This is a genomic window from Paenibacillus sp. ACRSA, from assembly GCF_022346845.1.
In the GTDB taxonomy this organism is placed as follows: domain Bacteria; phylum Bacillota; class Bacilli; order Paenibacillales; family Paenibacillaceae; genus Paenibacillus.
In genome coordinates this window covers 71,959-98,011 of sequence record NZ_JAKRNP010000009.1, presented here as the reverse complement: position 1 = coordinate 98,011, position 26,053 = coordinate 71,959, and the positions used below count along the sequence as shown (strand labels likewise).

The 26,053-nt window shown below is 44.3% G+C and carries 23 protein-coding genes; 7 read left to right on the top strand and 16 right to left on the bottom strand.

Annotated elements, in window-relative coordinates; all coding sequences use genetic code 11:
- Positions 1-55 precede the first annotated feature (55 nt).
- Both MH215_RS22225 and MH215_RS22220 read right to left on the bottom strand, forming a co-directional pair.
- Positions 56-2,188 (bottom strand): alpha-glucuronidase family glycosyl hydrolase, encoded by a 2,133-nt coding sequence (locus MH215_RS22225; protein WP_239293360.1) that lies wholly within the window; start codon positions 2,186-2,188, stop codon positions 56-58.
- Positions 2,185-4,407: a glycoside hydrolase family 52 protein gene (locus MH215_RS22220; RefSeq protein WP_239293359.1), complete on the bottom strand. Its 2,223-nt coding sequence runs from the start codon at positions 4,405-4,407 to the stop codon at positions 2,185-2,187. The genes MH215_RS22225 and MH215_RS22220 overlap by 4 nt, the downstream gene beginning before the upstream one ends.
- 239 nt (positions 4,408-4,646) lie before the next feature.
- On the opposite strand from MH215_RS22220, the gene MH215_RS22215 reads away from it, so the two are divergent.
- On the top strand, positions 4,647-5,558 hold the full coding sequence (locus MH215_RS22215) for an AraC family transcriptional regulator (RefSeq protein ID WP_239293358.1): 912 nt from the start codon (positions 4,647-4,649) through the stop codon (positions 5,556-5,558).
- Here the strand turns inward: MH215_RS22215 and MH215_RS22210 are convergent, their stop codons facing one another.
- Entirely contained in the window at positions 5,559-6,959 is a 1,401-nt protein-coding gene (locus MH215_RS22210; protein WP_239293357.1) for an aldehyde dehydrogenase, read from the bottom strand.
- A 150-nt stretch (positions 6,960-7,109) separates the two neighbouring features.
- The gene (locus MH215_RS22205) at positions 7,110-7,412 is read right to left on the bottom strand and encodes an ArsR/SmtB family transcription factor (protein ID WP_056691371.1); all 303 of its coding nucleotides are present in this window, start codon (positions 7,410-7,412) and stop codon (positions 7,110-7,112) included.
- A 396-nt stretch (positions 7,413-7,808) separates the two neighbouring features.
- On the opposite strand from MH215_RS22205, the gene uxuA reads away from it, so the two are divergent.
- From uxuA to MH215_RS22185, 4 genes are all read left to right on the top strand, one after another.
- Positions 7,809-8,876: a mannonate dehydratase gene (uxuA, locus tag MH215_RS22200; protein ID WP_239293356.1), complete on the top strand. Its 1,068-nt coding sequence runs from the start codon at positions 7,809-7,811 to the stop codon at positions 8,874-8,876.
- Positions 8,873-9,736, top strand: coding sequence for an SDR family oxidoreductase (locus MH215_RS22195; protein ID WP_239293355.1), 864 nt, complete (start codon positions 8,873-8,875; stop codon positions 9,734-9,736). Before uxuA ends, MH215_RS22195 begins: the two co-directional genes overlap by 4 nt.
- Before the next feature lie 261 nt (positions 9,737-9,997).
- On the top strand, positions 9,998-10,726 hold the full coding sequence (locus tag MH215_RS22190; protein ID WP_239293354.1) for a DUF421 domain-containing protein: 729 nt from the start codon (positions 9,998-10,000) through the stop codon (positions 10,724-10,726).
- Positions 10,727-10,800: 74 nt separating this feature from the next.
- On the top strand, positions 10,801-11,172 hold the full coding sequence (locus MH215_RS22185) for a DUF4363 family protein (RefSeq protein ID WP_239293353.1): 372 nt from the start codon (positions 10,801-10,803) through the stop codon (positions 11,170-11,172).
- Positions 11,173-11,236: 64 nt separating this feature from the next.
- Here MH215_RS22185 and MH215_RS22180 read toward each other — a convergent pair whose 3' ends face one another.
- The 7 genes from MH215_RS22180 to MH215_RS22150 form a co-directional block, all read right to left on the bottom strand.
- Positions 11,237-11,938: a M50 family metallopeptidase gene (locus MH215_RS22180; RefSeq protein WP_239293352.1), complete on the bottom strand. Its 702-nt coding sequence runs from the start codon at positions 11,936-11,938 to the stop codon at positions 11,237-11,239.
- 74 nt (positions 11,939-12,012) lie between these two features.
- Entirely contained in the window at positions 12,013-12,567 is a 555-nt protein-coding gene (locus MH215_RS22175; RefSeq protein ID WP_239293351.1) for a hypothetical protein, read from the bottom strand.
- Positions 12,568-12,733: 166 nt separating this feature from the next.
- Positions 12,734-13,918 carry a metal ABC transporter substrate-binding protein gene (locus MH215_RS22170; RefSeq protein ID WP_239293350.1) on the bottom strand — a complete coding sequence of 395 codons (1,185 nt, stop codon included), beginning with the start codon at positions 13,916-13,918 and terminating at the stop codon, positions 12,734-12,736.
- A 1-nt stretch (position 13,919) separates the two neighbouring features.
- Positions 13,920-14,798 carry a metal ABC transporter permease gene (locus MH215_RS22165; RefSeq protein ID WP_239293349.1) on the bottom strand — a complete coding sequence of 293 codons (879 nt, stop codon included), beginning with the start codon at positions 14,796-14,798 and terminating at the stop codon, positions 13,920-13,922.
- Positions 14,744-15,451: a metal ABC transporter ATP-binding protein gene (locus tag MH215_RS22160; RefSeq protein WP_239293348.1), complete on the bottom strand. Its 708-nt coding sequence runs from the start codon at positions 15,449-15,451 to the stop codon at positions 14,744-14,746. The genes MH215_RS22165 and MH215_RS22160 overlap by 55 nt, the downstream gene beginning before the upstream one ends.
- 49 nt (positions 15,452-15,500) lie before the next feature.
- On the bottom strand, positions 15,501-15,650 hold the full coding sequence (gene rpmG, locus MH215_RS22155; RefSeq protein ID WP_036613813.1) for a 50S ribosomal protein L33: 150 nt from the start codon (positions 15,648-15,650) through the stop codon (positions 15,501-15,503).
- A gap of 78 nt (positions 15,651-15,728) precedes the next feature.
- Positions 15,729-16,934, bottom strand: coding sequence for a GTP-binding protein (locus MH215_RS22150; RefSeq protein WP_239293347.1), 1,206 nt, complete (start codon positions 16,932-16,934; stop codon positions 15,729-15,731).
- A 265-nt stretch (positions 16,935-17,199) separates the two neighbouring features.
- On the opposite strand from MH215_RS22150, the gene MH215_RS22145 reads away from it, so the two are divergent.
- Both MH215_RS22145 and MH215_RS22140 read left to right on the top strand, forming a co-directional pair.
- A complete protein-coding gene (locus tag MH215_RS22145; RefSeq protein WP_239293346.1) occupies positions 17,200-18,234 on the top strand; it encodes a permease in 1,035 nt (344 codons plus the stop codon).
- Between the two features lie 47 nt (positions 18,235-18,281).
- On the top strand, positions 18,282-19,265 hold the full coding sequence (locus MH215_RS22140) for a TIGR03943 family putative permease subunit (RefSeq protein ID WP_239293345.1): 984 nt from the start codon (positions 18,282-18,284) through the stop codon (positions 19,263-19,265).
- Positions 19,266-19,381: 116 nt separating this feature from the next.
- On the opposite strand, the gene MH215_RS22135 is transcribed toward MH215_RS22140, so the two are convergent.
- From MH215_RS22135 to MH215_RS22115, 5 genes are all read right to left on the bottom strand, one after another.
- Entirely contained in the window at positions 19,382-20,590 is a 1,209-nt protein-coding gene (locus MH215_RS22135; RefSeq protein WP_239293344.1) for a hypothetical protein, read from the bottom strand.
- Between the two features lie 282 nt (positions 20,591-20,872).
- Positions 20,873-22,174: a pyrimidine-nucleoside phosphorylase gene (locus MH215_RS22130; RefSeq protein ID WP_239293343.1), complete on the bottom strand. Its 1,302-nt coding sequence runs from the start codon at positions 22,172-22,174 to the stop codon at positions 20,873-20,875.
- 273 nt (positions 22,175-22,447) lie between these two features.
- Complete coding sequence (gene deoD, locus MH215_RS22125) at positions 22,448-23,155, bottom strand: purine-nucleoside phosphorylase (protein ID WP_056691414.1); 708 nt, start codon at positions 23,153-23,155, stop codon at positions 22,448-22,450.
- 176 nt (positions 23,156-23,331) lie between these two features.
- A complete protein-coding gene (gene deoB / locus MH215_RS22120) occupies positions 23,332-24,510 on the bottom strand; it encodes a phosphopentomutase (RefSeq protein ID WP_239293342.1) in 1,179 nt (392 codons plus the stop codon).
- A 29-nt stretch (positions 24,511-24,539) separates the two neighbouring features.
- The gene (locus MH215_RS22115) at positions 24,540-25,730 is read right to left on the bottom strand and encodes a NupC/NupG family nucleoside CNT transporter (RefSeq protein ID WP_239293341.1); all 1,191 of its coding nucleotides are present in this window, start codon (positions 25,728-25,730) and stop codon (positions 24,540-24,542) included.
- Positions 25,731-26,053: the final 323 nt, after the last annotated feature.

Below are 26,053 nucleotides of genomic sequence, written 5' to 3'. Positions count from 1 at the left end.
CCTCCTTCTTCTGTCCATACACGAATGATCTCTAAGGTATAGGTTCTATTTAACGTTAATAAATCGTTCTGCCCTGTTCATCATTGATGCCGCTTTTACGATAAAAGTAAGTATTAATCATGTCTCGCCATTCTTTCGAATGTTCAGCCTGTTCCTCCTGCAATGCAGCAACCTTGTCGTATATGATTGCATCAATTTTGCCCTCAAGACTTCTCCATTGATTAGCCAGCTCTTCCGCCTGCGTTGCTCCTTCAAAGTGAGTATCATAAATATGTTGTATGACCGTTTTGCCGGAGTGAAGCACATGTGTATAAGGTACATGATGGAAAAATAATATCAATTCATCCGGACACTGTTCAAGGGATTCAAACTTGTCCGTGTTCTCCTGGTGGTACTGCGAGGTGTATCCCGTACCACTACGCACTGTGCGATCCACACCGATGCCTTCGCAATCGGCAAAGTGATAAGTCCCCCATTTGGAATACTCATATCCATCCACGTTAGGACCATAATGATGATTCGGGTTAACCATCCAGCCTACCCCCAGAGGTGCCGTATAGTTCTCATAAATGTCCAGTGAGCTCAACAACATGGCTGAGATGGTATGAATCACCTCTTCGTCATGTCCAAACGTTAGGCGAATCCATTCCTCAGCGATCTCTTCAGCTGACAACTCCGGATTCCAAGCCAGCCTTCCATATCCATATAAGTTAGCCTGAGCAAGTGGGTGTCCTGTCCAGCAAGCATCTGAACCGATGTTCGAAACGGCTGCAAAGCCACTATAAGGTCTGTTGAACATCGATCCATCGACAATGTTTTTAATCTCAGACCCTTCGCCTTTGGCATACGTATCAAAATCCAAGACGTCCTTCCATTGTGGTACCAGATAACACAAATGACGCTGCTGACCCGTATATTCTTGTGTAATCTGAAACTCAATCACTTGATTCGTCTGCTCCATGGCACCAAACAGTGGAGATACTGCTTCACGAACTTGGAAGTCCATTGGGCCATTTTTGATTTGTAAAATGACATTATCCGCAAAGCGGCCATCGAGCGGAGTGAAATGATCATAAGCTGCACGTGCGCGATCCGTTGAACGATCACGCCAATCCTGCTTGCAGTTATAGACGAAGCAGCGCCAGATAACAACTCCATCGAATGGACGTAGGGCTTCTGCGAGCATATTGGCACCATCCGCATGATCACGATTATATGTGAAAGGTCCAGGTCGATTTTCTGAATCTGCTTTTACTAAATAACCTCCAAAGTCAGGTATGGCAGCATACACTTTAGCGGTATGCACATTCCACCATTCTCGAACTTGCTCATCAAGAGGATCTGCTGTATTCAACCCACCGATCTCGATTGGACTTGCATAATTGATACTTAGGAAAAGTTGAATGCCATACGCTCTGAATTCAGATGCAACGCGCGCCACATCCCCTAAGAAATGTTCAGTCAGAAACAATGACTCACGTTGATGTACGTTCACATTATTGATAGAAATCGCGTTGATCCCGGTTGAGGCAAGAAGCCTTGCATAATCTCGTATCCGTCCAAGATCACGAGTGAATTCACCTTTTTCATAGAAGATGGATTCGCCGGCGTAACCTCGCTCAATACTGCCATCCACATTATCCCACTGGTTAATCATCCGTAAAGAATTACGTGGTTGTTCTGCAATGTAACGTAATCTAGACTCCAGAGGTTCGGCATCAATCGAACTTTCTGGGGTTAGAGTAAGCTCTCTCAGAACATGAAACGTACCATAAAGGACACCTTGAGCGGATTCAGCTCCAATAACCAGTTGACCTAGCTCTTCATTAAAACGAATGGCATAGCCTTCTCCCTGAACGGAGGTACGTTCACTTTCACTGAATTGTCCAGCTACACTGGATGAACCAGACCAAGTGCCCAGCCATATCCCTGCTGCTGCATCTGAGTTCGTTTGAGCTGATTGAGTTTGATTTATAGTTGGTTTTACACCGTATAGATTCTCTAATCCCTGTATAAGTTCAGCAACAGCAGTAGATAAGATCTCATGTTTTTCATTTACAATAATGTGCCGGATCCAGGAAGGAGCATGTTTCGCTACTCCCCCTCTTGTAGTTGAACCTGAACGGTAAGACAGCCATGCATCATACTGTGGACCAGATAAGTCCGTCTGAACGATAGATCGACTCATTGTACAGCCTCCTTGCTTGCGTAAATACGTCCTAATTGATGACCCTTACCTTCAAGAAGCCACAAAATAGATGTTACTCCACGCGGATAATATTTACTTCCTACTGCAACGCCAGATAGGATCTGGTCACTCCAGCACCAGTAGGACTCTTCCGGATGCAATAACCAGTTCACATGAGCTGCATCGGCTTGTTTGCCGGATTCGTCCCACACAACCCCCAGAAGCTCTCGTGTAATGAATTGAGATAAATAGATTTTGCTAAGCCATGAATTGTTGCTTGTAGAAGAGAGCTTCCATCCACCATCCTCAAATAGACAGGTACCCGGTACTAGAACCGTGTTCAAATGCGTTCTCAGTGCTTGCAGATATGAGCTGAAACGGCCATTAACATCAAGCGCACCTTCACATCCTGTGAAATACGGGAATACCAAACCTTCAATAGCTGGGATGATCCGAGAATCATTGTTCTCCGCGATAACCGCTGGAATGTAGCCAGCCTCTGTTAACTGTGCTGCAACACTGGCTGCACAAAGATCAGCTTGGCGTCCCGCCTGAAGGGAGAGATCGACAAGTTTCTCTGTTGCAAACAGTTTCTCCAGAGCGACATAAACGGCCCAGCATTTTCCTGCCAAATAGATATTGTTGCGGGACTGCCCTAGCGATACGTCCAGACTATCGTAGGTTGTAATCTCTGCTCCGCCTTTGGTGCGAGTGCTATCCAGCCCCATGAGACCATTACGTTGCTGTTCTTCCGGATGATCTCGGTTAAGCATACTTTGGAAGCAATCTTGAATAACAGGTAACATGTCTTGGACAAAGCTGTGATCCTGCGTCTGCTCAATGTAAACCGTCGCACAGCAGAGCCAGTTTACTAATTCCTCATGGCTCATCTGAGAGAAACAATCGTCAATGCCTACAAGCTCGTAGGCTGAATGTCCGGGTCTAGAAAATACATTAGCTACTCCAATATCATGTGTAAACGTAATGCCACCCGGGTATTCTTTCTCTTCACCTGGAAAACGAACATGATCTGTGTAACTATAACGCTTCACAAACCATTCCAGCTCGTTCCGCACAGTCCACGGATTAAGAGCCAATTCGAAATACAACTGATCTGCCGTCAGATCCAGTGTATTCATCATGCGATATTCCCCTTCGTTAACGATCCAGAACGGTTCACCGTCAGCGTCAAGCAGCTGTGTGCTTGCATAATAACTATGGATGGAATGAGCAAGCATGAAAGCCTGATCTTCTGAGAGAGAAGCCGTTCCCAGACGATGATCAGCCTCCTCGCAGGATGATGCCAATTCATTGTACCGATTGAGTGCATACTGCCCTACTTCCTGAATATTTGCAAAATATCGAGTATACCAATAAGTTGTATCTATTCCAGAAGTAGCAATGCCTCCGCGATAGAAGCAGACTGCAAAACGGTATGTACGTGTCTCGCCTGCCGGAACCTCCATTAACAATGCAGCCGTACCACCCAAGCCAAACGCAAGATTTTCAACATGTTTCTCTTGAAGAATTTTCTCTAATGTGAAACCTAAAGCGGGCCACAATCCATCATCTTTAGACATGATCGCGGTTAAGCGTCCTTGACCTACACCTGTTAAAGAGCCGCCTTCTGGGCCACCAATCATTCTCATTGCTGAATAAGGATCATTGCCTTGATATCCAAAATACGCTTTGCGTGCCTGTTGTCCCTGCGTATTATCAATCGTCATCTCAACCAGTACCGCAGGCACAAGCGCATCCATTAATGCTTCACGCTCACCCTTCAGCGGCTCTGGCACAGGACGTACCGGTGAGTATATGCGGAATGTAAGATCTCCTGCTGTCCATGTATCTGTTCCGGAAGTGAACTTACGAGTGATCTCTTCATCTCGAAAAGCCGAAATGAACGGCTGCTGTACTCGCACAGAATGTGCTGTAGATTCCGCAACTTCCTGTGATCCTGCTGTCTGCGCTGCATCTGAACTATCCAGTTTCTCCACGTCATATCGGACACTCTCGTCTTCTGTCGCTTCATAAAAAGGAAGTGCTTGATATGTCTCGCCATCCTTAGACTGAACACCAATATAAATATTCTGATCTGCTGGCTTTCCCAGCTCCAGTCCGAGTCCACCCTTCGCTCCCTTATAACCTAAAGTGAAACTAGCAAAAGCTCCAATGGGTGAGTGATGGGCATTATAAAAAATAGATTTGGATGCGCTCATGAAACATGACCCCTCTCAAATGGTATGCATACGTTTTCATTAGCCCCATCCTATCATGGGCGTGGAATTAGATACCATGGTCAAATCAATCGGATATTTACCCAAATCGAGCTAATGTAGTACAATACAATAAAGCGCTTACAATGACTCTTAAAGCCTCACTCTCTATCTTATAGTAAATGCTCAAAAAGGACGGTAACCTCTGAATCAACTATTCTAACCATTGAAGGAGAGTTAATATGTCTTCTACCTATCTGCCTCCACTTCTAGGAGAAAGTGTACATGAAGTCTTTTACCCGGATGTACAGACGACCGTCAATCTATTTGCGATCCATTTGCGCAGTGTTGCTGCAGATTGGGATTATCCGGCACATGAGCATCCTCAATACGAATTGAATTATGTAACACAGGGCGAACAATGGATGACGGTTAACGGTCAAATTTACAAACAAAAGGCTGGCGAATTACTCCTGATTCCTCCAGGTAGCATTCATTCCAGCCAAAGTCGTAATGATCAAGGTTTTACATATTTCTGCATGCATTTTGATATCGATGACCAATTGTTTCTTTCCCTGCTTGCACGAATCAAACAAGTTTTGTTCAGTTCAGATAGTCCAGTAACACAGAAAATCGAGCCTGTACTTCGTAAATTAATGAACACTGCCCCACATCCTACTCCCAGTGCAATGGTGCAACGTATGCAGCTTCAATCCGCTGTATTTGAACTATTCGGTCATTTGTGGGAAGCTGTCTCACAAGAAGTAGCTCAGTCATTTACAGACAGCTATGAGAAGATTGAGCTCGCTCATCAAATACGAAACCGACTGCAAGGCTTGGTTAGTCAACAATTCAAGCAAGGTCGGGAAACAGATACGCACTATGGCATCGATGATATTGCGTCAGAATTGGGGATCAGCTCTTCTCATTGCAATCGGGTATTCAAGCAAGTGTTTGGGCAATCGCCGCGCGTTGTTTTGTCCGAATTGGTTTTGCATGAAGCGAAGCTGTTACTGGTTAATTCGACAAGATCCATTCAGCAAATTTCCTCGATGCTGGGCTACAAGGATATTGCTCATTTCAGTCGTCAATTTAAGCGCTGGTCTGGTGTATCACCTTCTCAATACAGATTGGAGCAAGCGAATGAGAAGTAACTATTTTAACAGCCGCTTAATGGTTTTGAGCTTGCCCGCATAAGGTGGATACAGAATAGGAAGATTCAACTTGGTACTCTTTTTAAGCACACTTTTGAAATGTGAGAATGTCTCAATGCTGAATTTTCCGTGATAAGAGCCGACGCCAGAGTTTCCTACCCCACCGAATGGCAGTCTAGGATTAGCGACATGTGTAATGGTATCATTAATACATCCACCACCAAAGGACACTTCCGACATGACCTTGTCTTGCAATTGAGTGTCTGTCGTGAACAGGTACAGAGCCAATGGTTTCGGGCGCTTGAGAATACCCGCAATGGCTTCGTCGATGTGTCTGTAAGTGATAATCGGCAAAATCGGCCCAAAAATCTCGTCCTCCATGCTAGCTGCATCCCATGAACTTACATCAATGAGGGTTGGCTCGATATAACGATCATCTTCATCCGACTGTCCACCATATATAACCTGAGCTTGATCGCGCTCAATAATGGTTGTTAACCGCTTGAAATGAGCGTTATTTACGATTCGTCCATAATCGCGATTATGCTGGATATCAGAACCATAGAAGGACTCCACCGCTTGCTTCATCTCTGTGATCAATTGTTCCTTCACACGTTCATGTACTAGGAGGTAATCCGGCGCTATACAAGTCTGACCGGTATTGAGTAATTTTCCCCACATAATGCGCTGTGCTGCGACCTTAAGATCTGCATGCTCATCTACAATAACTGGGCTTTTGCCTCCAAGCTCTAACGTAACAGGAACCAAGTTTTTGGCCGCAGCCTCCATGACAATCTTACCTACAGGTACACTGCCTGTAAAAAAGATATAGTCAAATGCCGCATTAATAAGAGCTGTGGTGGTGTCCTTCGCCCCTTCTACAACTTGTACATAAGAAGTTTCAAACACTGAAGCAATCAATTCATGTACGACAGCGGATACCGCTGGTGTGTTCTCAGATGCTTTAAGCACAGCTGTGTTGCCTGCTGCAATGGCACCTACTAACGGTTCGATTAACAGCTGAAATGGATAATTAAACGGTCCAATAATCAGTACTGAGCCATAAGGTTCAGGGATAATGTAGCTTTTGGAGCCAATCAAGGCCATTTGTGTTTTTACTTTGACCGGTTTGACCCATTTCTTCACTTTTTTTATCGTGTGTGTGATGCTGTCTAACATGAATCCAACTTCGGTGGTATAAGATTCGAACTCGCTTTTACCTAGATCCTGGTAGAGTGCTTCAATAAGCTGGCTTTCATATTGTTGGATCGCTTGTTTCAGACGAGTTAGTTGTTCAATCCGATAATCTACAGAGCGTGTTGCTCCTGAGCGGAAAAATTCATGCTGGTGCTGTAGAATCTCTTCAACTTCATGACTGCTGATTTCTTGTAGGGTACTCATGTTATCATGCTCCTTTAAAGTTAGAATGACGAAGCGTTTAAACTGACGAACCTATTGATCACATAAAATCCAATTAGACTTTAGTTGAAGGATTTTATTTCTATAAATCGATTATTACGCCTCGATTATTCAAGAACCTCTTTCATATGCCTATATGCACTCTTCTTCCAAAGCCGCAACGAGTTCTTTCAACATTGCAACCGAGGATTGTAGCGATGCAGAGTAATAACGTTGTGTACCCTTCTGCTCCACCGAGATCAGCCCTTTTTCAAGCAGTAACTTCAAATGGTGAGAAATGGCAGGTCGTGACAAGCTGGATTGTTCCGTGATTTCATTCACTGTCATCTTGCCTCGTTCACTAAGCATGAGCAGGATCGATTGCCGATGGTTATCACTGAGTACCTGAAATAAAGGAATACAATTCTGAAAAATATGTAGTGCTTGTTGTCCCATGGGTTCACCTCTATAATTCATTATTCATTAGTCTGTTGGTTTAAACGTTTAAACTTATTATATGATATTACTACTTCTTTCGACAAAATGCAATGAAATTCAAGCAAATCACAATAAAATCGATGTAATATCATACTAAATCAATATAAAGCGCTTCCACAATATTATACTTGTATGGTAGTATGTTAGTAGAACAAACTTGAAGATCATAAGCATTTGATTTTTGGGTAACGCACCACTCCAGCTTCACGTCTGGCTTCAAAATAGGTACATATTTAAGGTGACACCGCCTTACCTGCTTTACAGCATGTTGTATCAGGTCTAACCCGATCGCTCGCACAGCATTGGCGTAATGATGCAACCATGCTTCCTACTAAACTTGATGAGGTGAACGTAATGAAAATGGTTTTTCGCTGGTTTGGCGAAGGCAATGATACGGTATCGTTGGATCACATCCGGCAAATTCCGGGTGTTGAAGGCATTGTGTGGGCATTGCATGATGTGCCAGCAGGTGATGAGTGGCCGATGGACAAAATTTTGGCAGTAAAAGCTGCTGCAGATCAAGCTGGATTACATTTGGACGTGGTCGAAAGTGTTAACGTGCATGAAGATATCAAATTAGGTCTACCAAGTCGTGATCAATACATTACCAATTATAAAAAAACGATGGAAAAGCTAGCTCAAGTCGGTGTTAAGGTGATTTGTTATAATTTCATGCCCATCTTTGACTGGCTACGTACGGATCTTCATAAGGAATTGGAGGACGGCTCCACTGCCCTCTTCTACGAGAATAGCAGGATCGCTAATATCGAGCCGTTGGAGCTCGTTCGTAACATTACAGAGAATTCTTCATTAACAATGCCAGGCTGGGAACCTGAACGCTTACAGTATTTAACAGGACTTTTTGAAGCCTATAAAGATGTAACAGAAGATGATATGTGGGAAAATGCTCGTTATTTCTTGCAGGAGATCATCCCCACCGCTGAACAATTAGGCATAAAAATGGCTATTCACCCGGATGATCCACCTTGGCCAATCTTTGGTCTGCCTAAGATTATAATTAATCAGGATAATGTAAGAAAATATCTTGAACTATATGATAGCCCAAGTAACTGTGTGACTTTATGCAGTGGTTCGCTTGGAGCTAATCTAGATAATGACATCATCGGAATGATCCATGAATTCAAGAATCGTATTCCTTTTGCCCATATTCGTAATGTTAGGGTCTATGACAATGGGGACTTCATTGAGACCTCTCACCGTAGTCAAGACGGCAATGTCGATATCGCAGGTATCGTCGAGGCCTATCATGATATTGGGTATGAAGGGTATGCCAGACCAGATCATGGACGTCATTTATGGGGTGAGCAATGCAGACCGGGATACGGACTCTATGACCGTGCGATGGGCATTATGTACCTTTGGGGCGTGTGGGATTCTCTACAGAGGAGGGCAAAAATATGAGTGACTTCATCGGTAAGCGAACCTCTCGATTGGAGGGGAAAGTCGCTGTCATAACAGGAGGCGCTGGTGTGTTGTGTCGTTCAATGGCTGAAGAGCTTGCTCGCCATGGCGCCAAAGTAGCTATACTTAATCGTACTGTATCTAAGGGAGAAGCCGTCGTCGCTTCGATCGAAGCTGCTGGAGGTACTGCGATTGCAGTGTCTTGTGATGTTACTCAGGCAGATAGTGTGCAGGTCGCTGCCGCGGCAGTGCTTGAACAGCTGGGTCCCTGTGACATTCTGATTAACGGTGCTGGTGGCAATAACGCCAGTGCCAATACAACGAACGAGATTTTCAAACTTGAAGATCTAGACCAAGCCGATGTTACGACTTTTTTTGACGTCAGTGTAGAGGGTTTCCGTCAGGTCATGGATCTCAATTTTGTCGGCTCTCTTATTCCTACACAGATTTTTGCAAGACAGATGGTGGAACGGGATGCCCCGGCAACCGTCATTAACATTTCATCGATGAGTGCCCCTTCTCCTATGACCAAAGTTCCAGCGTATAGTGCAGCTAAGGCAGCGATTAACAACTTCACACAATGGCTCGCTGTGCACCTAGCTGAATCTGGAATACGCGTAAATGCGATTGCACCAGGATTCTTCCTCACAGAACAGAACCGTAATTTGTTATTGCAGCCCGATGGCTCACCTACCGAACGTTCTAGCAAAATTATTGCACATACACCAATGCGTCGTTTCGGCAAACCGGAGGATCTACTTGGCACATTGATGTGGCTCGCGGATGAACGTCAGTCTGGCTTCGTCACGGGCACCGTTATTCCGGTGGATGGCGGATTTATGGCTTATGCTGGCGTGTAGGCCTCTTCTACTCATCTCGGTGGTGGTAAACAGGCTAATTTAATAATTCTTTCTTCATATAATCCGAAGTTGGGTGCTCATCCCACTTCGGATTTTTCATGCTTCGTTCCTGCACTTCCTCATTTCGAATAATATCCAATAACGTAGGAAAAACTTGTTATAGTTCTAAGAAAAGTGCTAAAGCTATGACACTTCTCTACGAACCTGTAGGACATTCAAATCTGCTGATTATTGGATGAAGTGAAGGCTGGTGAACACGACATGATGGAAGAAACATGGGTCGTTGCAGTACGTTCCATAATTGCATTTCTGACGCTGATGATCTATACCAGAGTTTTAGGTAAGCAGCAGATGGGCAATTTAACCTACTTTGATTACATTAACGGCATTACGATTGGTTCCATTGCAGGAACGTTTGCGACAGATTTATCGTCGAAGGCATGGATTCATTTTGTGGCACTAACCATATTCACGATTGTCACTATCATCTTTCAATATATAACACTAAAGAATCGTACCATTACGAAATTGCTGGACTCTGATCCCACTTTGGTCATACAGGATGGCAAAATCCTTGAACAAAACCTGAAAAAAATGAGGGTTAAGTTCGATGAATTGACCATGATGCTTCGGCAGAAGGATGTATTCGATATTACCACTCTTAGCTACGCGATCTTGGAGCCAGATGGGAGTATCTCGGTTGTACTCCAACCTGAACATCAACCACTGACAGCAAAAGATATGAATCTGCACCCACCAAAAAGCCGGTTGATGACCGAATTAATCATTGACGGCGTTCTAATTAAACAAAACCTGGAGGAACGTCACAAAGATATAAACTGGTTAACTGAGCAATTAAAACGGGAAAAGCTGACGATTCAGGACATTGCATTTGCCGCGATTTTGCCGAACGACAAACTCTACATCGATCTCTTCCACGATCATTTCTCCGAGAAAACAGATATGGGAGATTACGAAGGCCCTTTCTAAGACAACCTCTTTCCCGCTCTATTTCAAACTTTACGAACAGAACGCTCCGTTCATACCGATGCAGGAGGGCTTGAATGAAAACACGATTCTGGTTGCTATACATTGTTCCAATTACCTTAATTATTTTGTTCTGTGCTATTCTCGCATCTGGATCATTTCTTAAAAGGCCTTTCGGTACGGAGGATCGTTTATTAGAGTCGATACAGTCACTAGAGAAGCAAGTGCAGAACAAGCAATGGCGTGAAGCCAAGTCTGAAGCAGATTATGCCATGAACGCGTGGGATCACATTGTAAACCGCATCCAGTTCAGCGTCGAGCGTGAAACCATTTATGATATTTTAGGTACGCTCGCTAGAATCAAGGGTGGCGTTGCTGCGCAAGATGATCAGTCACTCCTAGAAGAGATTTATTATTTTTATGTCTTGTGGGATAACATAGGGGACTAACTATGGATGTAACGCAAAAAGGGACTTCCCAGAAAACGGGAGCCCCTTTCATTTTGTCCAGCATTTACTTACTTAAACCACGAGAACGCGATGTTCGGCCACTATTACTTTCTTTCCGGAAAAATAACGCTAATGCGCCTTTGGCACACCAGAGTGCAAACAAGGCGAATAATGTTCCCCAGAACATCGCAGGCATGAACGTTTGCTGTGCCAGATTAGCTGCATCACCTGCTCTAGAAGGCTGTGTCCAGGATAGTAATCCTACATACATTGCAGTCAAGACAGACTCTTCTAAGGTTAGGAATGCGAGGAATAGGTAGTAGAACTTCACGATTTTGGCACCAAAGATCATAATGACCACGTTTAAGGCAATAAAACCGGTAAGCCACAACATGCCAAACTCTCCTCTTACATAGAGCAGCAGGGATACAAGGGCTATTGCTGTAATAATGCCCAGACCCCACATGTGTCGTCCTTTCCGATATAGATAAAACAACAACCAGGCGAACAATGATGCAGAGATATAGCCTGCTAAGGACACAATAATGGACCGCCCTGGCGTGAGCATGGTGGAATAGGTGACTCCGCTATGATCCGCGTACAGTTCAATCCGTAATACTTTGCCCGATAACAATAACGTCGCCACCGCATGACCGAACTCGTGAATCATCGTATCGAGGTTTCGAAATAAAGATGAGAATGGAATAAATCGTGTCAGAAACACAGAGACGATTAGAAACAAGATTGTTTTGAGCCATTTATTCAAGTACCGTCTCACCTCCCTTGCCACAGAAAAATGATCAATAGTTAGACTTCTCCGTATATTACGTTATAGAAGAGTTAATCGTTTCCTTTCATAAAATGAGCGGCACATTGCTGCATCCACCAACAGAAGCTGCGATTGTGTCCTATGAAAAAGGAAGATAGATCATAACGCCCACTGCCTGTCTCCAATGTAACCAGAAGTCTATGACGCATATTCTGTATCGCGTATTGGACGAATCGATCTGCTGTTTCACTTTTCACTAGTGTAACATACGCATAGAGGGAGTGATCGATAGGTTCATCCAAAGGACTTACACCTGCACAAGAAAACTCTGTAGCAATCCCTGCATGCTGAAGCAGAGTAAGTGCCTCACCAAGCTCGACATCGACCTCTACCCCATTCCACAGGGTCGTCCTTTTTGGAATTACCGTCTGTTTATCCCGCTCTGTCCAAGACATTAATTCTAACTTACGTCTTCGCCATAGGTGAGCAGGCTGGTCACTCAGAAGCTCTTCTTGATCTGCACTCGCCTGAGTTGTGGCGTGCATGCTGGTCACTGTGGAATCAGATCCGCTTATATCGTGGTGTAGACTTGCTTCTGTTACATCTAGTTCTGGATCAATACTCATAAAAGGTTCCCCCTACTCCCGCTTCATATCCGGTTGCCTTAGACAACGAAGAGAGCACATCCCTGTGCTCTCTGCTTCGCCAGTCGGCAAAGGAATGACATCACGTGCCTTCCTCAGCTTATTGTATTATTGTACCTCTTTCATTAACGTGCATCAAATCCGATGTTTATTCGTTTAGCGCGAGCTTCAAGGCTTCTAAGTTCTGTCTCATTACGCTAATGTAATCCATTCCTGCTGAAATCTCTTCCTCGGTCAATCCTTCAATTGGGTTCAAGACAGCCGTCTTCGCTCCCACTTCATTTGCAATTGTCTCAGATACTTTAGAAGAAACGAGCGTTTCGAAGAAAATCGTTTTTACCTGATGTTCCTTTGCAAAATCGATTACGGATGCCATCTGTGCTGCGGATGGTTCCTGTTCAGGAGACAAGCCTGCGATAGGTACTTGCTGCAATCCATACTCCTGTGCAAGATATCCAAAAGCAGCATGCTGCGTAATAAAGTCTTTTCGCTTGCTATCTGTGACAGCTGCCTTGAAATCGGTATCCAATGCTTCTAGTTTAGCTACGTACGCATCCGCATTTTGTTTGAATTGTTCAGCGTGCTCTGGCGCAGCTTCTGTTAAGCCCGCTTCGATATTACGTACTTCTTGTATCGCTAATGCCGGTGACAACCATACGTGTGGATCAAGTCCACCGTGATCATGACTGTGGCTATGAGCATGCTCCTCAGTAGCTGTTTCGTCTCCATGGTCATGGTCATGATCATGTTCTTCTGTAGTAGCTGTATCAGCATGGTCGTGATTGTGATCATGCTCTTCTGTTGTCCCCTCATTCGCATGATCATGATCGTGGTCATGCTCCTCCGTAGAAGCTTCGTCTGCATGGTCATGATCGTGGTTATGCTCTTCTGCCGTGCCTTCACTACCATGATTGTGGTCGTGCTCTCCGCCTTCAAGCAGGTTGATGCCTTTGCTTGCTTCGACTTGAACTAGTTTGTCATTACTCAAACTGTCCTTAACCTGATCAATCCAAGACTCCATTCCAGCTCCATTGTATACAAGCACATCTGCTTTCTCAATGCTAGCCATGTCTTGAGGTGTTGGCTCCCAATCATGAGGCTCCATACCAGCTGGAACAAGTGTATGTACATCTGCTAGGTCGCCTGCGACATTTTTGGTGAATTCATACATCGGATAGAAGCTTACTTGTACGTTTAATTTACTTTCCGTTGCTGCTGGAGTACTAGCTGTAGAAGGATCTGTCTCCGAAGCTGATTTCGTCTGCCCACAACCTGCCACAACGAGTGCGAGGCTGAAAAAAAGTCCAAATGCTGCTGTTTTGCTGAATTTCATTTTATATATTCTCCTTTGAATGGATAGATAGTATTGCTCTTTGTTGTGTTTTTGCTACGCGGTGACGTTTACGGTTATATAGTGAAACCAGCTTTTGCGCTGATATTCCAGTCAATAGAAGTACCAACAGGATTAGTGCAATCGTACCTCCCGGTGGTGTGTTCAAATGATAAGAAGTTGTCAAACCGCTAAAAATTCCGATAAGTCCTGTGACCACAGCAATAACAATCGCTGTAGCAAAACTGCGTGATACTCTTAGTGCGAGTGCTGCTGGCAGCACAATGAGTGCAGATACGAGCAACACACCAACAATAGGCATAGCTGCTGCAACTGTCATTCCTGTCAGAACGGCAAATGCGAACGATAACCCTTTAACCTGAACGCCACCGATAGAGGCCGTCTCTTCATCAAACGTTAAATTGTATAGTGGTCTTCGAAGAACAATGAAAAAGGCTAAACCAATAACACATACCACGACCATCATCAGTAGCTGAATATTACTGACAGCAACAATTGAACCGAACAGATAGGAACTGAAGGTTTTGGACAGATTCGTTTGCAAACTCATAAGTACAACGGCAAGTGCAAGTCCTGATGTCATAATAATGGCGACAGGAACCTCACTATAAGTTCGATAACTTCTCCGCAATTGTTCAACCAGCAATGCACCAATGACCGCAACGGCGAAGCCACTGATAACTAGATTCAGATTCATAACCGAACCAAGCGCCACGCCCGCTAGCGACACATGGGATAATGTATCAGCCATTAGCACCTGTCTTCGAAGCATGAGGTAGACCCCCAAGATGGGAGCAATGATGCCTATTAATCCACCTGCCCAAAAGGCACGCTGCATGAATTCGTACTCAAACACTGCCATTCCTCACTTTCTTGGCGCTCCAACGTAATCGTTCGATCTAATCGGTTGCCCATCTCTTCCAGGCCATGTGTAACCATTATGATGGTCAGGCCATGAACATCTGCGTAGTGGCGCATCAAGTCATAGAAGCCTTCCCGACTGCGTCGATCCATCCCCGTTGTCGGTTCATCTAATACAAGAACTTGCGGCTGTCCTGCCAGAGCTCGTGCAATACAGATACGCTGCTTCTGTCCCCCGGACAGTTCGCCTACTCGCGTATTCCTGTATTCCCACATGCCCACTTCACGAAGACTGCGCTCAACAATTGCTTCCTGTTCGGCAGTAAATCTACGAAATAGCCCAAGCTTGCGATAACATCCTGATCGTACCAATTCAATCACGGTGCTGGGAAAACCGCTATTGAATGATGCCACCTGTTGAGGCACATAGCCGATCTCTAACTTTTTACCGCGGATATTCTGAATGTTCATATGAACCGAACCGCTCCAGGGCTTAAGCAGCCCTAGCAGCAATTTCAGCATGGTTGTCTTCGCAGAACCATTGGGGCCTGTAATACCTACGAATTCTCCCACATGAATATCTAACGACAGTTGATCAATGACAGGTTCTTTACCATATCCAAACACGACATCACGCATGGAGGATAGTATCATGATTCTTCCTCTTTTCGTAATTATTACGATGTAAAAAAGACAAAAAAAATTAACGTGTTTCTCGGTGAATCGTCATCTTCTTCAAACGTGGTGAATACTTCTTCATCTCAAGGCGCTCGGGATGGTTACGCTTATTCTTCGTCGTTGTATAGTTGCGATCTCCGCACTCAGTGCAGGCTAATGTAACAATGACTCTCATGGTTGTTGCCTCCTCTTATCTAATCGTAATTATTACTATTTAATGATACTAGCTTATGCCTTTTCTTTTGTCAAGACTTCAGCTTCTACTCCACTGTGGAAAAGGATCTTTCAGCTCTCTCCAATTCATATGCATCTCTTCTTCGGTTAGAAGTGTCTCGTCGAGCGTACGCTCAATCTCTACCCGGTTCATATCAATGCCGATAAATACAAGTTTGGTTACTCTGTCGCCCCACTTATCATCCCAGTCTGGAATAGCTGGCAACGTGTCGCCAAAATGTAACTGCCGCTCCTCTTCACTCATCGCACCTACCCATATACCTGCTGGCGAGAGCTGCTTCGATGTGCCGGCATGACTGAAAGAGATTGCCATATGGTTTCGCGTAGCCAGCCACATCAAGCCTTTGGAACGCACTATCGTATTTGGCCACTTGGCAATCCAATGAAGTAAGCGTTCTGGGTGAAAAGGACGTTTACGGTGATATACAAAAGAATGAATGCCGTATTCCTCTGTCTCGGGAGTATGTTCTTCTTTCATCAGTTCACGAATCCAACCGGCAGACTGACTTGCTTTTTCAAAATCAAATCGGCCTGTGTTCAATATTTCATGCGGATCAATCTGACCTTGTGTCGTGCGGATCAATTTGGCTTCCGGTTGCATCGCATGCAGTGCTTTTTCAAGCTTAGACAGTTCTTCTTCTGTCGCTAAATCGCATTTGTTGAGAATAAGGACATCACAGAATTCAACCTGATCCGTCAGTAGATGTACGATTCCGTGAACGTCGTCCTCGCCTGCTTCCTGTCCACGATCCTTCAGCGTTTCCTTTGAGTAAAAGTCACGCCAGAACTGAGCTGCATCCACAACCGTTACCATCGTATCCAGACGAGTAAATTGCGTGAGATCTATACCAAGCTCCTCATCGATATACGTAAACGTCTGGGCAACAGGTACAGGCTCGCCTATGCCCGTGGATTCGATCAATATGTAGTCAAATGAACCATCCAGTGCAAGTCGTTCTACCTCTTTTAGCAGATCCTCCCGCAATGTGCAGCAGATGCAGCCATTAGACATCTCTACGAGCTTCTCGTCTATACGGGATAACCCTCCGCCATCCCGAATTAACCCAGCATCAATGTTAACCTCACTAAGATCGTTTACAATGACCGCCACACGCATACCCTCTCGATTATGCAGTACGTGATTGAGCAACGTTGTTTTGCCTGCGCCCAAATATCCGCTTAGGACGGTTACGGGCACCTTTTCTTTTATTTGTTGTTCCGACATCTCTGCTTCCTCCAATCTAATGGGTCTTTTACTACGCACACGTAAACCTTTTAATTAGTCTAGTGTACTTTAATTCAACTTAATCGTAATTATTACGATTAACAACATAAAGCAATATATCGTATTTGTGTATAGCTTGTCAACACTATGGCAATCTAACGGTCATTAATCGTAAATTTGTTGATTAGGGCTCACAAATGATGTATGTCCCTGCACGTACAAGCATATATTCTAGCAAAGTCTCAGTTGTGGAGGTCTGTTACTGATGAAGATGGCAGCCAATATGAAGCTCTTAACGTTCCTTATCCCTTGTGCCTTTCTAGTTCCTGTACTAATTACGATGGCTCCTGATCTCAGAGCTGCTTGGAATAGCGAAACTATGCAAAATATGAAAACCGTTTTCGTCAGTATTTTCTTAGAGGCTGCCCCTTTTCTACTAATGGGGGTACTCCTGTCATCGCTAATGCAATGGTTTGTTTCTGAAGAAATGGTACGCAGGCTCACACCCAAAAACCCCATTGGCGGAGTGCTCGTTGCTGGACTATTAGGTATTGTCTTTCCGATCTGTGAGTGCGGTATGATCCCCGTCGTGCGGCGACTAATGCATAAAGGCATGCCAGCTTACATTGCGGTTACCTTTATTCTGAGTGGACCCGTGGTGAATCCCATTGTATTTACAGCTACCTTGCTTGCATTTCCCTCTCATCCTGAGATCACGATTGCACGTATGGGGCTTGCATTTGCTGTGGCAGCTTCCGTGGGTGGTCTAGTGTATGTGTTCGCTCGTCGTAACCCTCTCCGTACACCAAAAACAACCATTACCGAAGTGAAGACACATCCTGGTTTTAAGATGGCTCAACCACATACACATGACCATTCTCATGAACACAATCATGTTAAAAATTGGCGGAGCTTCTTCATTCATGCTGGAGACGAATTCGTGGATATGAGCAAGTATTTGGTGATTGGTGCCTTGATTACCGCCTGTATCCAGACTTTTATTAGCCGAAGTGATCTGATCTCCCTTGGTAACGGTCCTGTGGCTTCCTATGTTTTCATGATGGGTTTTGCCTATGTACTATCCTTGTGCTCGACATCAGATGCTTTTGTAGCTTCAGCGTTCTCGCATACGTTCGCACTAGGTTCATTAGTTTCCTTCCTTGTACTCGGCCCAATGCTTGATTTCAAAAGTACATTAATGTTGCTCTCAACCTTCCGAACTCGTTTCGTAATTGGACTAAGTTTAGCCATCATTACACTTGTATTTGCCGGGTCATGGTTGATTAATATGCTGGCATGAACCTAATTGTATGAATAGGATCCATCAATAAAAGAGGTGACGACGAGATGTACAATCCAGGTCATACGATGACGAGAAAAATGTTCTCGAAGCCAAATAACATTCAATGGCACAGTCTGATTCGTGCAAGCTGGATGGGGGGAATTGCTTTCTATATTTTCCACCTGAATTCAAGTGATTCTCTTCATTATTACTTGGCGCCTACAATGCAGAAGCTGTTGTTATGCTGTCCGATTCCCTTTTTATTTATTGCCATCATAATGGCGTGGCATGGTCTTTTCAGTAGAAGTGAGGTGCATTGCGACTGTGAACACCCACCGCCTGCGGGCTTTGTCCGTAGTTCGGCCCTGTACGGCTTAATTGCCCTTCCCTTGATATTTGGCTTCCTACTGCCAGATCAGGCTTTGGGTAGCTCTATGGCGAGCCAGAAGGGAATGTCGCTCACCTATGCGCCTCCGGAGATTCGGCGAAAGGAGCCTTTGCCTGATTCCACAGCAAAACTAAACGTGCAGGATCTTAGCCAACAACAGCCAACGGTTACGACGGCATCCACAGCTGACGTACAATTTATTCCTCCAGATGAGTATAGTAGAGAATTTGCCGACTTAGCCGAGAAATTATATGTAGAGCCGGTTATCCAGGTCTATCCTGAGGTTTTCTCCGAAACGCTTGGTACGATCGACATGTTTCAGCGCCAATTCGCAGGTAAAGAAATATCGTTAACAGGATTCGTATATCGTGACAAAAGTATGGAGCATGAATCTCATTTTGCATTAGGACGATTTCTTGTCATGTGCTGTCCAGCGGATGCTGCGCCATTTGGCGTAATGATTCATATTGAAAACGCAAATACCTTCCCAACGGATAGTTGGGTGCAGATTAACGGCACAATTGGTTCTGCCCAAGTAGATGGCAAAGACACCATTGAGATACGGGCTACACAGGTTACCCCTGTATCCGAGCCATCCACTCCATACATTTACACAAGTGCAGATTCGGTGTTGGCGTATGAGAAACGGAATGACAACTAACGGAGCGTTCCTTTCAGCTTTGAACGGAATGTGCAACGGTAAATATGAAATGCAAAAAACACACTATACGTTAATAGTGTGTTTTCTTCTGTACACAATTATTGCACTGTACATCTTTATTGGGAGAAGCTATTCAACCAACCATTCCAGGCTTGCGTGTTGGCAGGCTTTCCAGAATCGTTTAACTTCATATACTCCAAAAGCTGATCCAAACTATTGGATTGATTATCCCGATATTCTTGGATAAATTGCAGCATGGCTTTGTATACAAACAGATCTAGTGGAGAGTAAGAGAGTGTGTCATTCGAGCTTCCATCACCGTTACCGCTCCCACCATTGTCAACCGGTGCTTCAGAAGGCATACGAGTTACAGCATCCGCATCAGTGAACGTACCTGTATCTCCAATGTATGTAGGGTAACTAATGGCGATCTCTCCAGTGAGACTATTGCCCACTCGACCAATGTTCGGTTTCTCGAGTGTTGTAATTATACCTTGACCATTCACAATTCCTTTCAGAGCTGGAATCGTTATTCTCGTTGGGAAGTTGCTAGGTACAGCTAAAGGATTATACTGAATGCTCTGCTCTGTGCTGTTATCTACGAAAATAGGCATGACTGTCTGGTAAGTCGATGTCATATCTAATTCTTTGACTGCTGATCTATAAGCTGCAAATGCATTGGGAAATTGCTGTGTTGTGAGAGTGCTTGGCCAAATCGTCCGATGAGGATATGTGCTTAACTGTATCTTCCCGTACATATCTGTATGTACACTATATACATAGTGCATCACGCCACTCATAAACGTACCAAGATCATATTTAGTTTCTCCTGGCCGGTTTGTAGTTTTTACTGTAGAAGGGACAATAATTGAATTAATTGTAGCTACCTTTTCTATTGTATGGTTGGCATCATTAATCCGCGCACCTGCACCAAAATATTCATTCCATTTGTTCACCAGATACATTTGTGCATCCGATGACCATTGTAGACTGTACTTTCTATTTGTTCCCCATAAATCATTGTAACCGTCAATGGAAGACGTAATCTCAGATTTCGTCGTTGCATCGGCATCTTGCCATGCCTGTTGTCCAAAGTGATGCACCTGCTCCATAATACTAGGATCGATATTCGTTGCATTCTCCGCAGCTGCCAGAAGCACGGTTCCACCCCATTGCATGATTGCGCCCGCTTCCAGTTCACCTGGGGCAAAATTAGAACTTGCTGCTTCAGCCTTGAATTGCACTGTTGATGCGAATAGTAGAATCATGATACTTAATACAATACTTGATCTTTTAACAAGCTTTTGCTGAGATTTGCTAAACAACGTAAACTCCTCCTACTCGTATGTACTTCATGAAACTCTACACATTTAAAACCTCAGGAACATTTGAATCTTGTTATCTAGCCTACTTCTTCCCTCCTTAAAAGGTAAAATATAACTCTAATATTATCTCAAATCCTGATGTTTACGTAAATAAAAAATGACATAGCGGAAACAAGATAAACGTATTCTTGTTCTGTAAAAGAAAACAACCCCCGTACCTATGTCAACCATAGATTCGGGGGTTGCATGCTCAACCGCATACTCGGCTGATTGAGTTTTAAACTATTCGGTTACGATATCATGCACCAATACTGGGGCATCCGCTTTATCTGCAATCGTAATATTTTCTTTAATCTTCGCGATTACATCCGCCACATCTTCACGATTAGCGTGGATCGTTACGAGTGATTCGCCTGCTTTGACAGGGTCACCCACTTTTTTGTTCAACATCAGACCAACAGCCAGATCGATCTCGGACTCTTTGGTTGCACGGCCCGCACCAAGCAGCATCGCAGCTGTACCAATCTCATCCGCAACGATTCCTGATACGAAACCGTCTTGATCTGCTGGCACCTCAATAAGGTATTGAGCTTGTGGCAATCGATCTGGATGATCCACGACAGAAGCATCTCCGCCTTGATTGGCTAAGAAGTGTTTGAATTTCTCCAGTGCTTTACCGTTCTGGATGACTTCTTTCAATTTCTCTTCAGCTTGCTCAAGAGAGTCTGCTTTGCCAGCGAGGAATACCATTTGGCGTCCAAGTGCCAGACACAGCTCTTCCAGATCTTTAGGCCCTTTACCTTGCAGTGTAAGAATCGCTTCTTTTACTTCAAGTGCATTACCAATAGCCAGCCCCAACGGTTGGGACATGTCAGAGATCACGGCCATCGTTTTACGTCCAACATTGTTACCAATGCTCACCATCGCATGTGCGAGTTCTTTGGCATCTTCTGCTGTTTTCATAAATGCACCAGCACCCGTTTTCACATCTAATACGATCGCATCCGCACCTGCAGCGATTTTCTTACTCATAATGGAGCTGGCGATCAGTGGAATGGAGTTAACAGTAGCTGTTACGTCACGCAAAGCATATAGCTTCTTATCCGCAGGCGTAAGGTTACCACTTTGTCCGATTACCGCTACCTTGTGTTCGTTAACGAGTCGAATGAACTCTTCTTTTTCAAGCTCCACGTGAAAACCAGCAACGGATTCGAGCTTATCTGTTGTTCCACCTGTGTGACCAAGTCCACGACCGGACATTTTGGCAACGGGCACATCAAGCGCGGCTACGAGCGGCGCCAGTACAAGCGTTGTTGTATCGCCGACGCCACCTGTGGAGTGCTTGTCTACTTTGATGCCTTCAATGGCAGACAGGTCAATCGTTTCACCCGAATTCACCATCGACATCGTCAGATCTGCACGCTCTTTGTCCGTCATATCTTTGAAAAATACAGCCATCGCCCATGCGCTAACTTGATAGTCTGGAATCTCTCCTTGTGTGTATCCTTGAACGACGAAATCAATCTCTTCTGTTGTTAATTCTTTTCCGTCACGTTTCTTGGCGATAATGTCTACCATTCTCATGATGCTCTCTCCTTGTGTATGTTGATTTTACAGAACACTTAGTGCGGAGTCCGTTCCGGCAATGGATCGTTCTTTCGATCGCTGTTGTCTTTACATTTCTCTGAATCACCTCATATGAGGTTGAAATGTGAAGACAAAGGCGAACGCTCCGCTTCTTCAGAATCGATTCCATTGCCTCCACTCCCTGCTCCAAACAAAAGTTTCGATAAAATCAAATTATTATTGGTGCAGTAAACCTTTGTGCGGTATGCGTACTGACAATGGATTGTTCTTTTACAAAGTAATTGCTGTGTCCAGAGCAACAACCATCATGTCATTGAACGTTTTTTGGCGCTCTTCTGCTGAGGTTTCTTCGCCTGTGAGCAAGTGGTCGCTTACAGTTAGGATTGTAAGTGCGTTAACACCGAACTTGGCAGCAATGGTGTACAATGCTGTTGTTTCCATTTCTACGCCAAGCACGCCATGTTTCATCAATTTCTCTGTTACGGAACGGTCGTCGCGATAGAAAGAATCGGAACTGAAGACGTTACCGACGTGAATCTTCATCCCTTTAGCTGTAGCACGGTCATATGCTTCTTTGAGCAATGAGAATGTAGCAATTGGTGAGAAGTCATATCCACCGAATACGTGTTTATTCATACTTGAATCTGTGCATGCTGCTTGTGCAAGGATAACGTCACGTACACGTACATGCTCCTGCATTCCGCCGCAAGTTCCTACACGAATCAAGTTTTTCACACCATATTCACTAATCAATTCATTTGCATAGATAGCAAAGGACGGAATCCCCATCCCTGAACCTTGCACCGAAATGCGGTGCCCTTGATATGTACCTGTGAAGCCGAGCATACCGCGAACCTCGTTGTAACACACAACGTCTTCAAGATATGTGTCAGCAATGTATTTTGCGCGCAACGGATCTCCTGGCAAAAGAATCGTTTCAGCAATATCTCCAGGTTTTGCTCCAATATGTGTACTCATAGAATAATCTCCTCCAATATGTTAATACGTTCGTCTATATAATGGACGAGGAACCGAAGTAACTGTAGTTTCCCCCGATCCCTGACCATGGTTTGCATTTCAAAGTCATACGTTTGTCGAATTCTCGATCAAGTTAGAGTCATTTCTTAGATCCGTTAAGTTCAACCTTTACGTACTTACTTCAGATCTTTCAAGAAGCTTGTACCATACTCCGGCATTTTCACACCAAAGTTCTCCGCTACGGTCGCACCAAGATCAGCAAAGGTACTGCGTAGGTCAAGCTGTTTCCCCTCACTGAAACGCGGGGAGTATGCCAGCAATGGTACATATTCACGTGTGTGGTCTGTACCACGGTATGTTGGATCGTTACCATGGTCGGCTGTAATCAGCAGCAGATCATCGTTTGTCATTTTCGCAAAAATTTCTGGCAGGCGTGCATCATAATCTTCAAGGGCTTGTGCATACCCTTGTGGATCACGACGGTGACCATACAAGGCATCAAAATCAACGAGGTTTAGGAAGCTAAGTCCAGTGAACTCCTCGTCCATCGTTTCGGACAACTTGTCCATTCCATCCATATTGGAAACGGTACGAACAGATTTGGTTACACCTTCACCATCATAGATATCTGCGATTTTACCAAGAGCGATAACATCAAATCCACCATCTTGAAGTTCATTCATTACGGTACGACCAAATGGTTTGAGCGCGTAGTCATGACGGTTCGCTGTCCGTTTCCAGTCACCCGCTTCACCCACGAAAGGACGTGCAATAATACGACCCAGCATGTAAGGATCTTCAAGCGTAATTTCACGGCAGAACTCACAAATCTCATACAGTTCCTTCAAAGGAACGACATCTTCGTGCGCTGCAATTTGCAGTACCGAGTCAGCCGACGTATATACGATCAGTGCGCCCGTTTCAACATGCTCAGCACCTAATTCATCCAGAATTTCCGTGCCGCTCGCAGGTTTGTTACCAATCACTTTACGACCTGTTTTTTCTTCAATTCGCTGAATTAGCTCATCCGGGAACCCATTTTCAAACACACGGAAAGGTGTATCGATATACAAGCCCATGATCTCCCAGTGACCTGTCATGGTATCTTTACCTTTGGATGCTTCCTGCATTTTGGTGTAATACGCTTTAGGCGCAGCCGCTACAGGAATACCCTCGATTTCTTTAATATTAGACAGTCCAAGACTCGCCATATGTGGCATCTTCAGACCTCCGCGTTCACGTGCAATGTGACCGAACGTATCTACATCAAAATCATCAAAATCTGCTGCATCCGGCGCTTCGCCGATTCCTACAGAATCCATAACGATTAGATGTACTCTTTTGAATGTTGACATAAATGAAGCACTCCTTCCAATAATCCAGCTTACAAGTAAAGTCCAGTGATGATCGCCGACAGCACGCTGACAAGCGATGCACCATAAAGCAGCTTCAGACCGAAGCGGGCCACCACATTACCTTGTTTCTCATGAAGTCCTTTAACCGCACCAGCAATAATACCGATGGAAGAGAAATTGGCGAACGATACGAGGAATACAGATACGATTCCGGTAGTTCTCTCCGACAATGCTGTCTGACCACTAAGACTTAGCATTGCGACGAATTCATTGGATACCATTTTCGTTGCCATAATACTTCCCGCTTGAATCGCCTCTTTCCATGGGATCCCCATAATAAAGGCAAAGGGTGCAAACACATAACCGAGCAGTTCCTGGAATGAAATACCGAGCACCGCACTGAAAATACCATTAATTAAGGCGATTAACGCGACAAAACCGATGAGCATCGCAGCAACCACTATGGCTACTTTGAATCCATCTAGAATGTACTCACCTAGCATTTCGAAGAACGATTGCTTCTCCTCTTCCTGAACCTCCAATATATCTTCTTCCGGTGTAACCTGATAAGGGTTCACAATAGAAGCAATGATAAAACCGCCAAATAGATTGAGCACTAATGCCGTCACTACATATTTCGGATCAATCATCGTCATATAGGCACCGACAATGGACATCGATACCGTGGACATCGCTGAGGCACATAAGGTATACAGCCGATGTTTTGGCAGTAACCCAATTTGTTTTTTTACGGATATGAACACTTCAGATTGCCCTAGAATAGCCGAAGCAACCGCGTTATATGATTCCAGTTTGCCCATTCCGTTGATTTTGCTTAATACCAGACCAATATATTTTATAACAAAAGGCAAGATTCGGATATACTGTAATATCCCAATCAAGGCAGAGATGACCACAATCGGCATCAGCACGGTGAGGAAGAACGGACCAGATCCACCATCTGCTCCAATGGTTACTAAATCACCGAATACAAATGCAATCCCCTCATTCGCATAATCCAGCAATGCCTTAAATGCAGTCGAGAATTTGCCAACGAGAAACGTACCCGCCGCTGTATTGAGCAAGAAATATGCCAGTATAATCTGTAAAACAATCATTACCGCAAGCGGTCGGTATCGAATCTGTTTTTTCCCGTTGCTGGCGATATAAGCCAGCCCAAAAACAACAAGTAAGCCGAGTATGGCGATTAGAAATTTCATGTAATCTCTCCTTTGAAGGTAGTTAAGCCAGTTGTTCAATCAGCTCAAAGGTTTCTGTTCATGGATTGTAATGAAAATGAAATAAATTTCCCGAAAAACGAATGAAGCGCTTTCAATATATCACTACAAACTGCTGTATTTAATGTATCCTGTCCGTCTAACCCGCATAAACTTGCAAAAACAACGATTGAACAATTTCATAACTCATTAACAATGGATTTCTGAAACTAGATATAGACAAAGTGAACCGTTTTGATCTATATCTAGCCTTGATTGAAGCAGCTATAGGTATTATGAAATTGATTCGATTATGCGGGCATTCA

Excerpts from the sequence above, each read along its gene's own strand:
- MH215_RS22225 (WP_239293360.1), bottom strand. The coding sequence starts at position 2,188 with ATGAGTCGATCTATCGTTCAGACGGACTTATCTGGTCCACAGTATGAT.
- MH215_RS22220 (WP_239293359.1), bottom strand. The coding sequence starts at position 4,407 with ATGAGCGCATCCAAATCTATTTTTTATAATGCCCATCACTCACCCATT.
- MH215_RS22215 (WP_239293358.1), top strand. The coding sequence starts at position 4,647 with ATGTCTTCTACCTATCTGCCTCCACTTCTAGGAGAAAGTGTACATGAA.
- MH215_RS22210 (WP_239293357.1), bottom strand. The coding sequence starts at position 6,959 with ATGAGTACCCTACAAGAAATCAGCAGTCATGAAGTTGAAGAGATTCTA.
- MH215_RS22205 (WP_056691371.1), bottom strand. The coding sequence starts at position 7,412 with ATGGGACAACAAGCACTACATATTTTTCAGAATTGTATTCCTTTATTT.
- uxuA (WP_239293356.1), top strand. The coding sequence starts at position 7,809 with ATGAAAATGGTTTTTCGCTGGTTTGGCGAAGGCAATGATACGGTATCG.
- MH215_RS22195 (WP_239293355.1), top strand. The coding sequence starts at position 8,873 with ATGAGTGACTTCATCGGTAAGCGAACCTCTCGATTGGAGGGGAAAGTC.
- MH215_RS22190 (WP_239293354.1), top strand. The coding sequence starts at position 9,998 with ATGATGGAAGAAACATGGGTCGTTGCAGTACGTTCCATAATTGCATTT.
- MH215_RS22185 (WP_239293353.1), top strand. The coding sequence starts at position 10,801 with ATGAAAACACGATTCTGGTTGCTATACATTGTTCCAATTACCTTAATT.
- MH215_RS22175 (WP_239293351.1), bottom strand. The coding sequence starts at position 12,567 with ATGAGTATTGATCCAGAACTAGATGTAACAGAAGCAAGTCTACACCAC.
- MH215_RS22170 (WP_239293350.1), bottom strand. The coding sequence starts at position 13,918 with ATGAAATTCAGCAAAACAGCAGCATTTGGACTTTTTTTCAGCCTCGCA.
- MH215_RS22165 (WP_239293349.1), bottom strand. The coding sequence starts at position 14,798 with ATGGCAGTGTTTGAGTACGAATTCATGCAGCGTGCCTTTTGGGCAGGT.
- MH215_RS22160 (WP_239293348.1), bottom strand. The coding sequence starts at position 15,451 with ATGATACTATCCTCCATGCGTGATGTCGTGTTTGGATATGGTAAAGAA.
- rpmG (WP_036613813.1), bottom strand. The coding sequence starts at position 15,650 with ATGAGAGTCATTGTTACATTAGCCTGCACTGAGTGCGGAGATCGCAAC.
- MH215_RS22150 (WP_239293347.1), bottom strand. The coding sequence starts at position 16,934 with ATGTCGGAACAACAAATAAAAGAAAAGGTGCCCGTAACCGTCCTAAGC.
- MH215_RS22145 (WP_239293346.1), top strand. The coding sequence starts at position 17,200 with ATGAAGATGGCAGCCAATATGAAGCTCTTAACGTTCCTTATCCCTTGT.
- MH215_RS22140 (WP_239293345.1), top strand. The coding sequence starts at position 18,282 with ATGTACAATCCAGGTCATACGATGACGAGAAAAATGTTCTCGAAGCCA.
- MH215_RS22130 (WP_239293343.1), bottom strand. The coding sequence starts at position 22,174 with ATGAGAATGGTAGACATTATCGCCAAGAAACGTGACGGAAAAGAATTA.
- deoD (WP_056691414.1), bottom strand. The coding sequence starts at position 23,155 with ATGAGTACACATATTGGAGCAAAACCTGGAGATATTGCTGAAACGATT.
- deoB (WP_239293342.1), bottom strand. The coding sequence starts at position 24,510 with ATGTCAACATTCAAAAGAGTACATCTAATCGTTATGGATTCTGTAGGA.
- MH215_RS22115 (WP_239293341.1), bottom strand. The coding sequence starts at position 25,730 with ATGAAATTTCTAATCGCCATACTCGGCTTACTTGTTGTTTTTGGGCTG.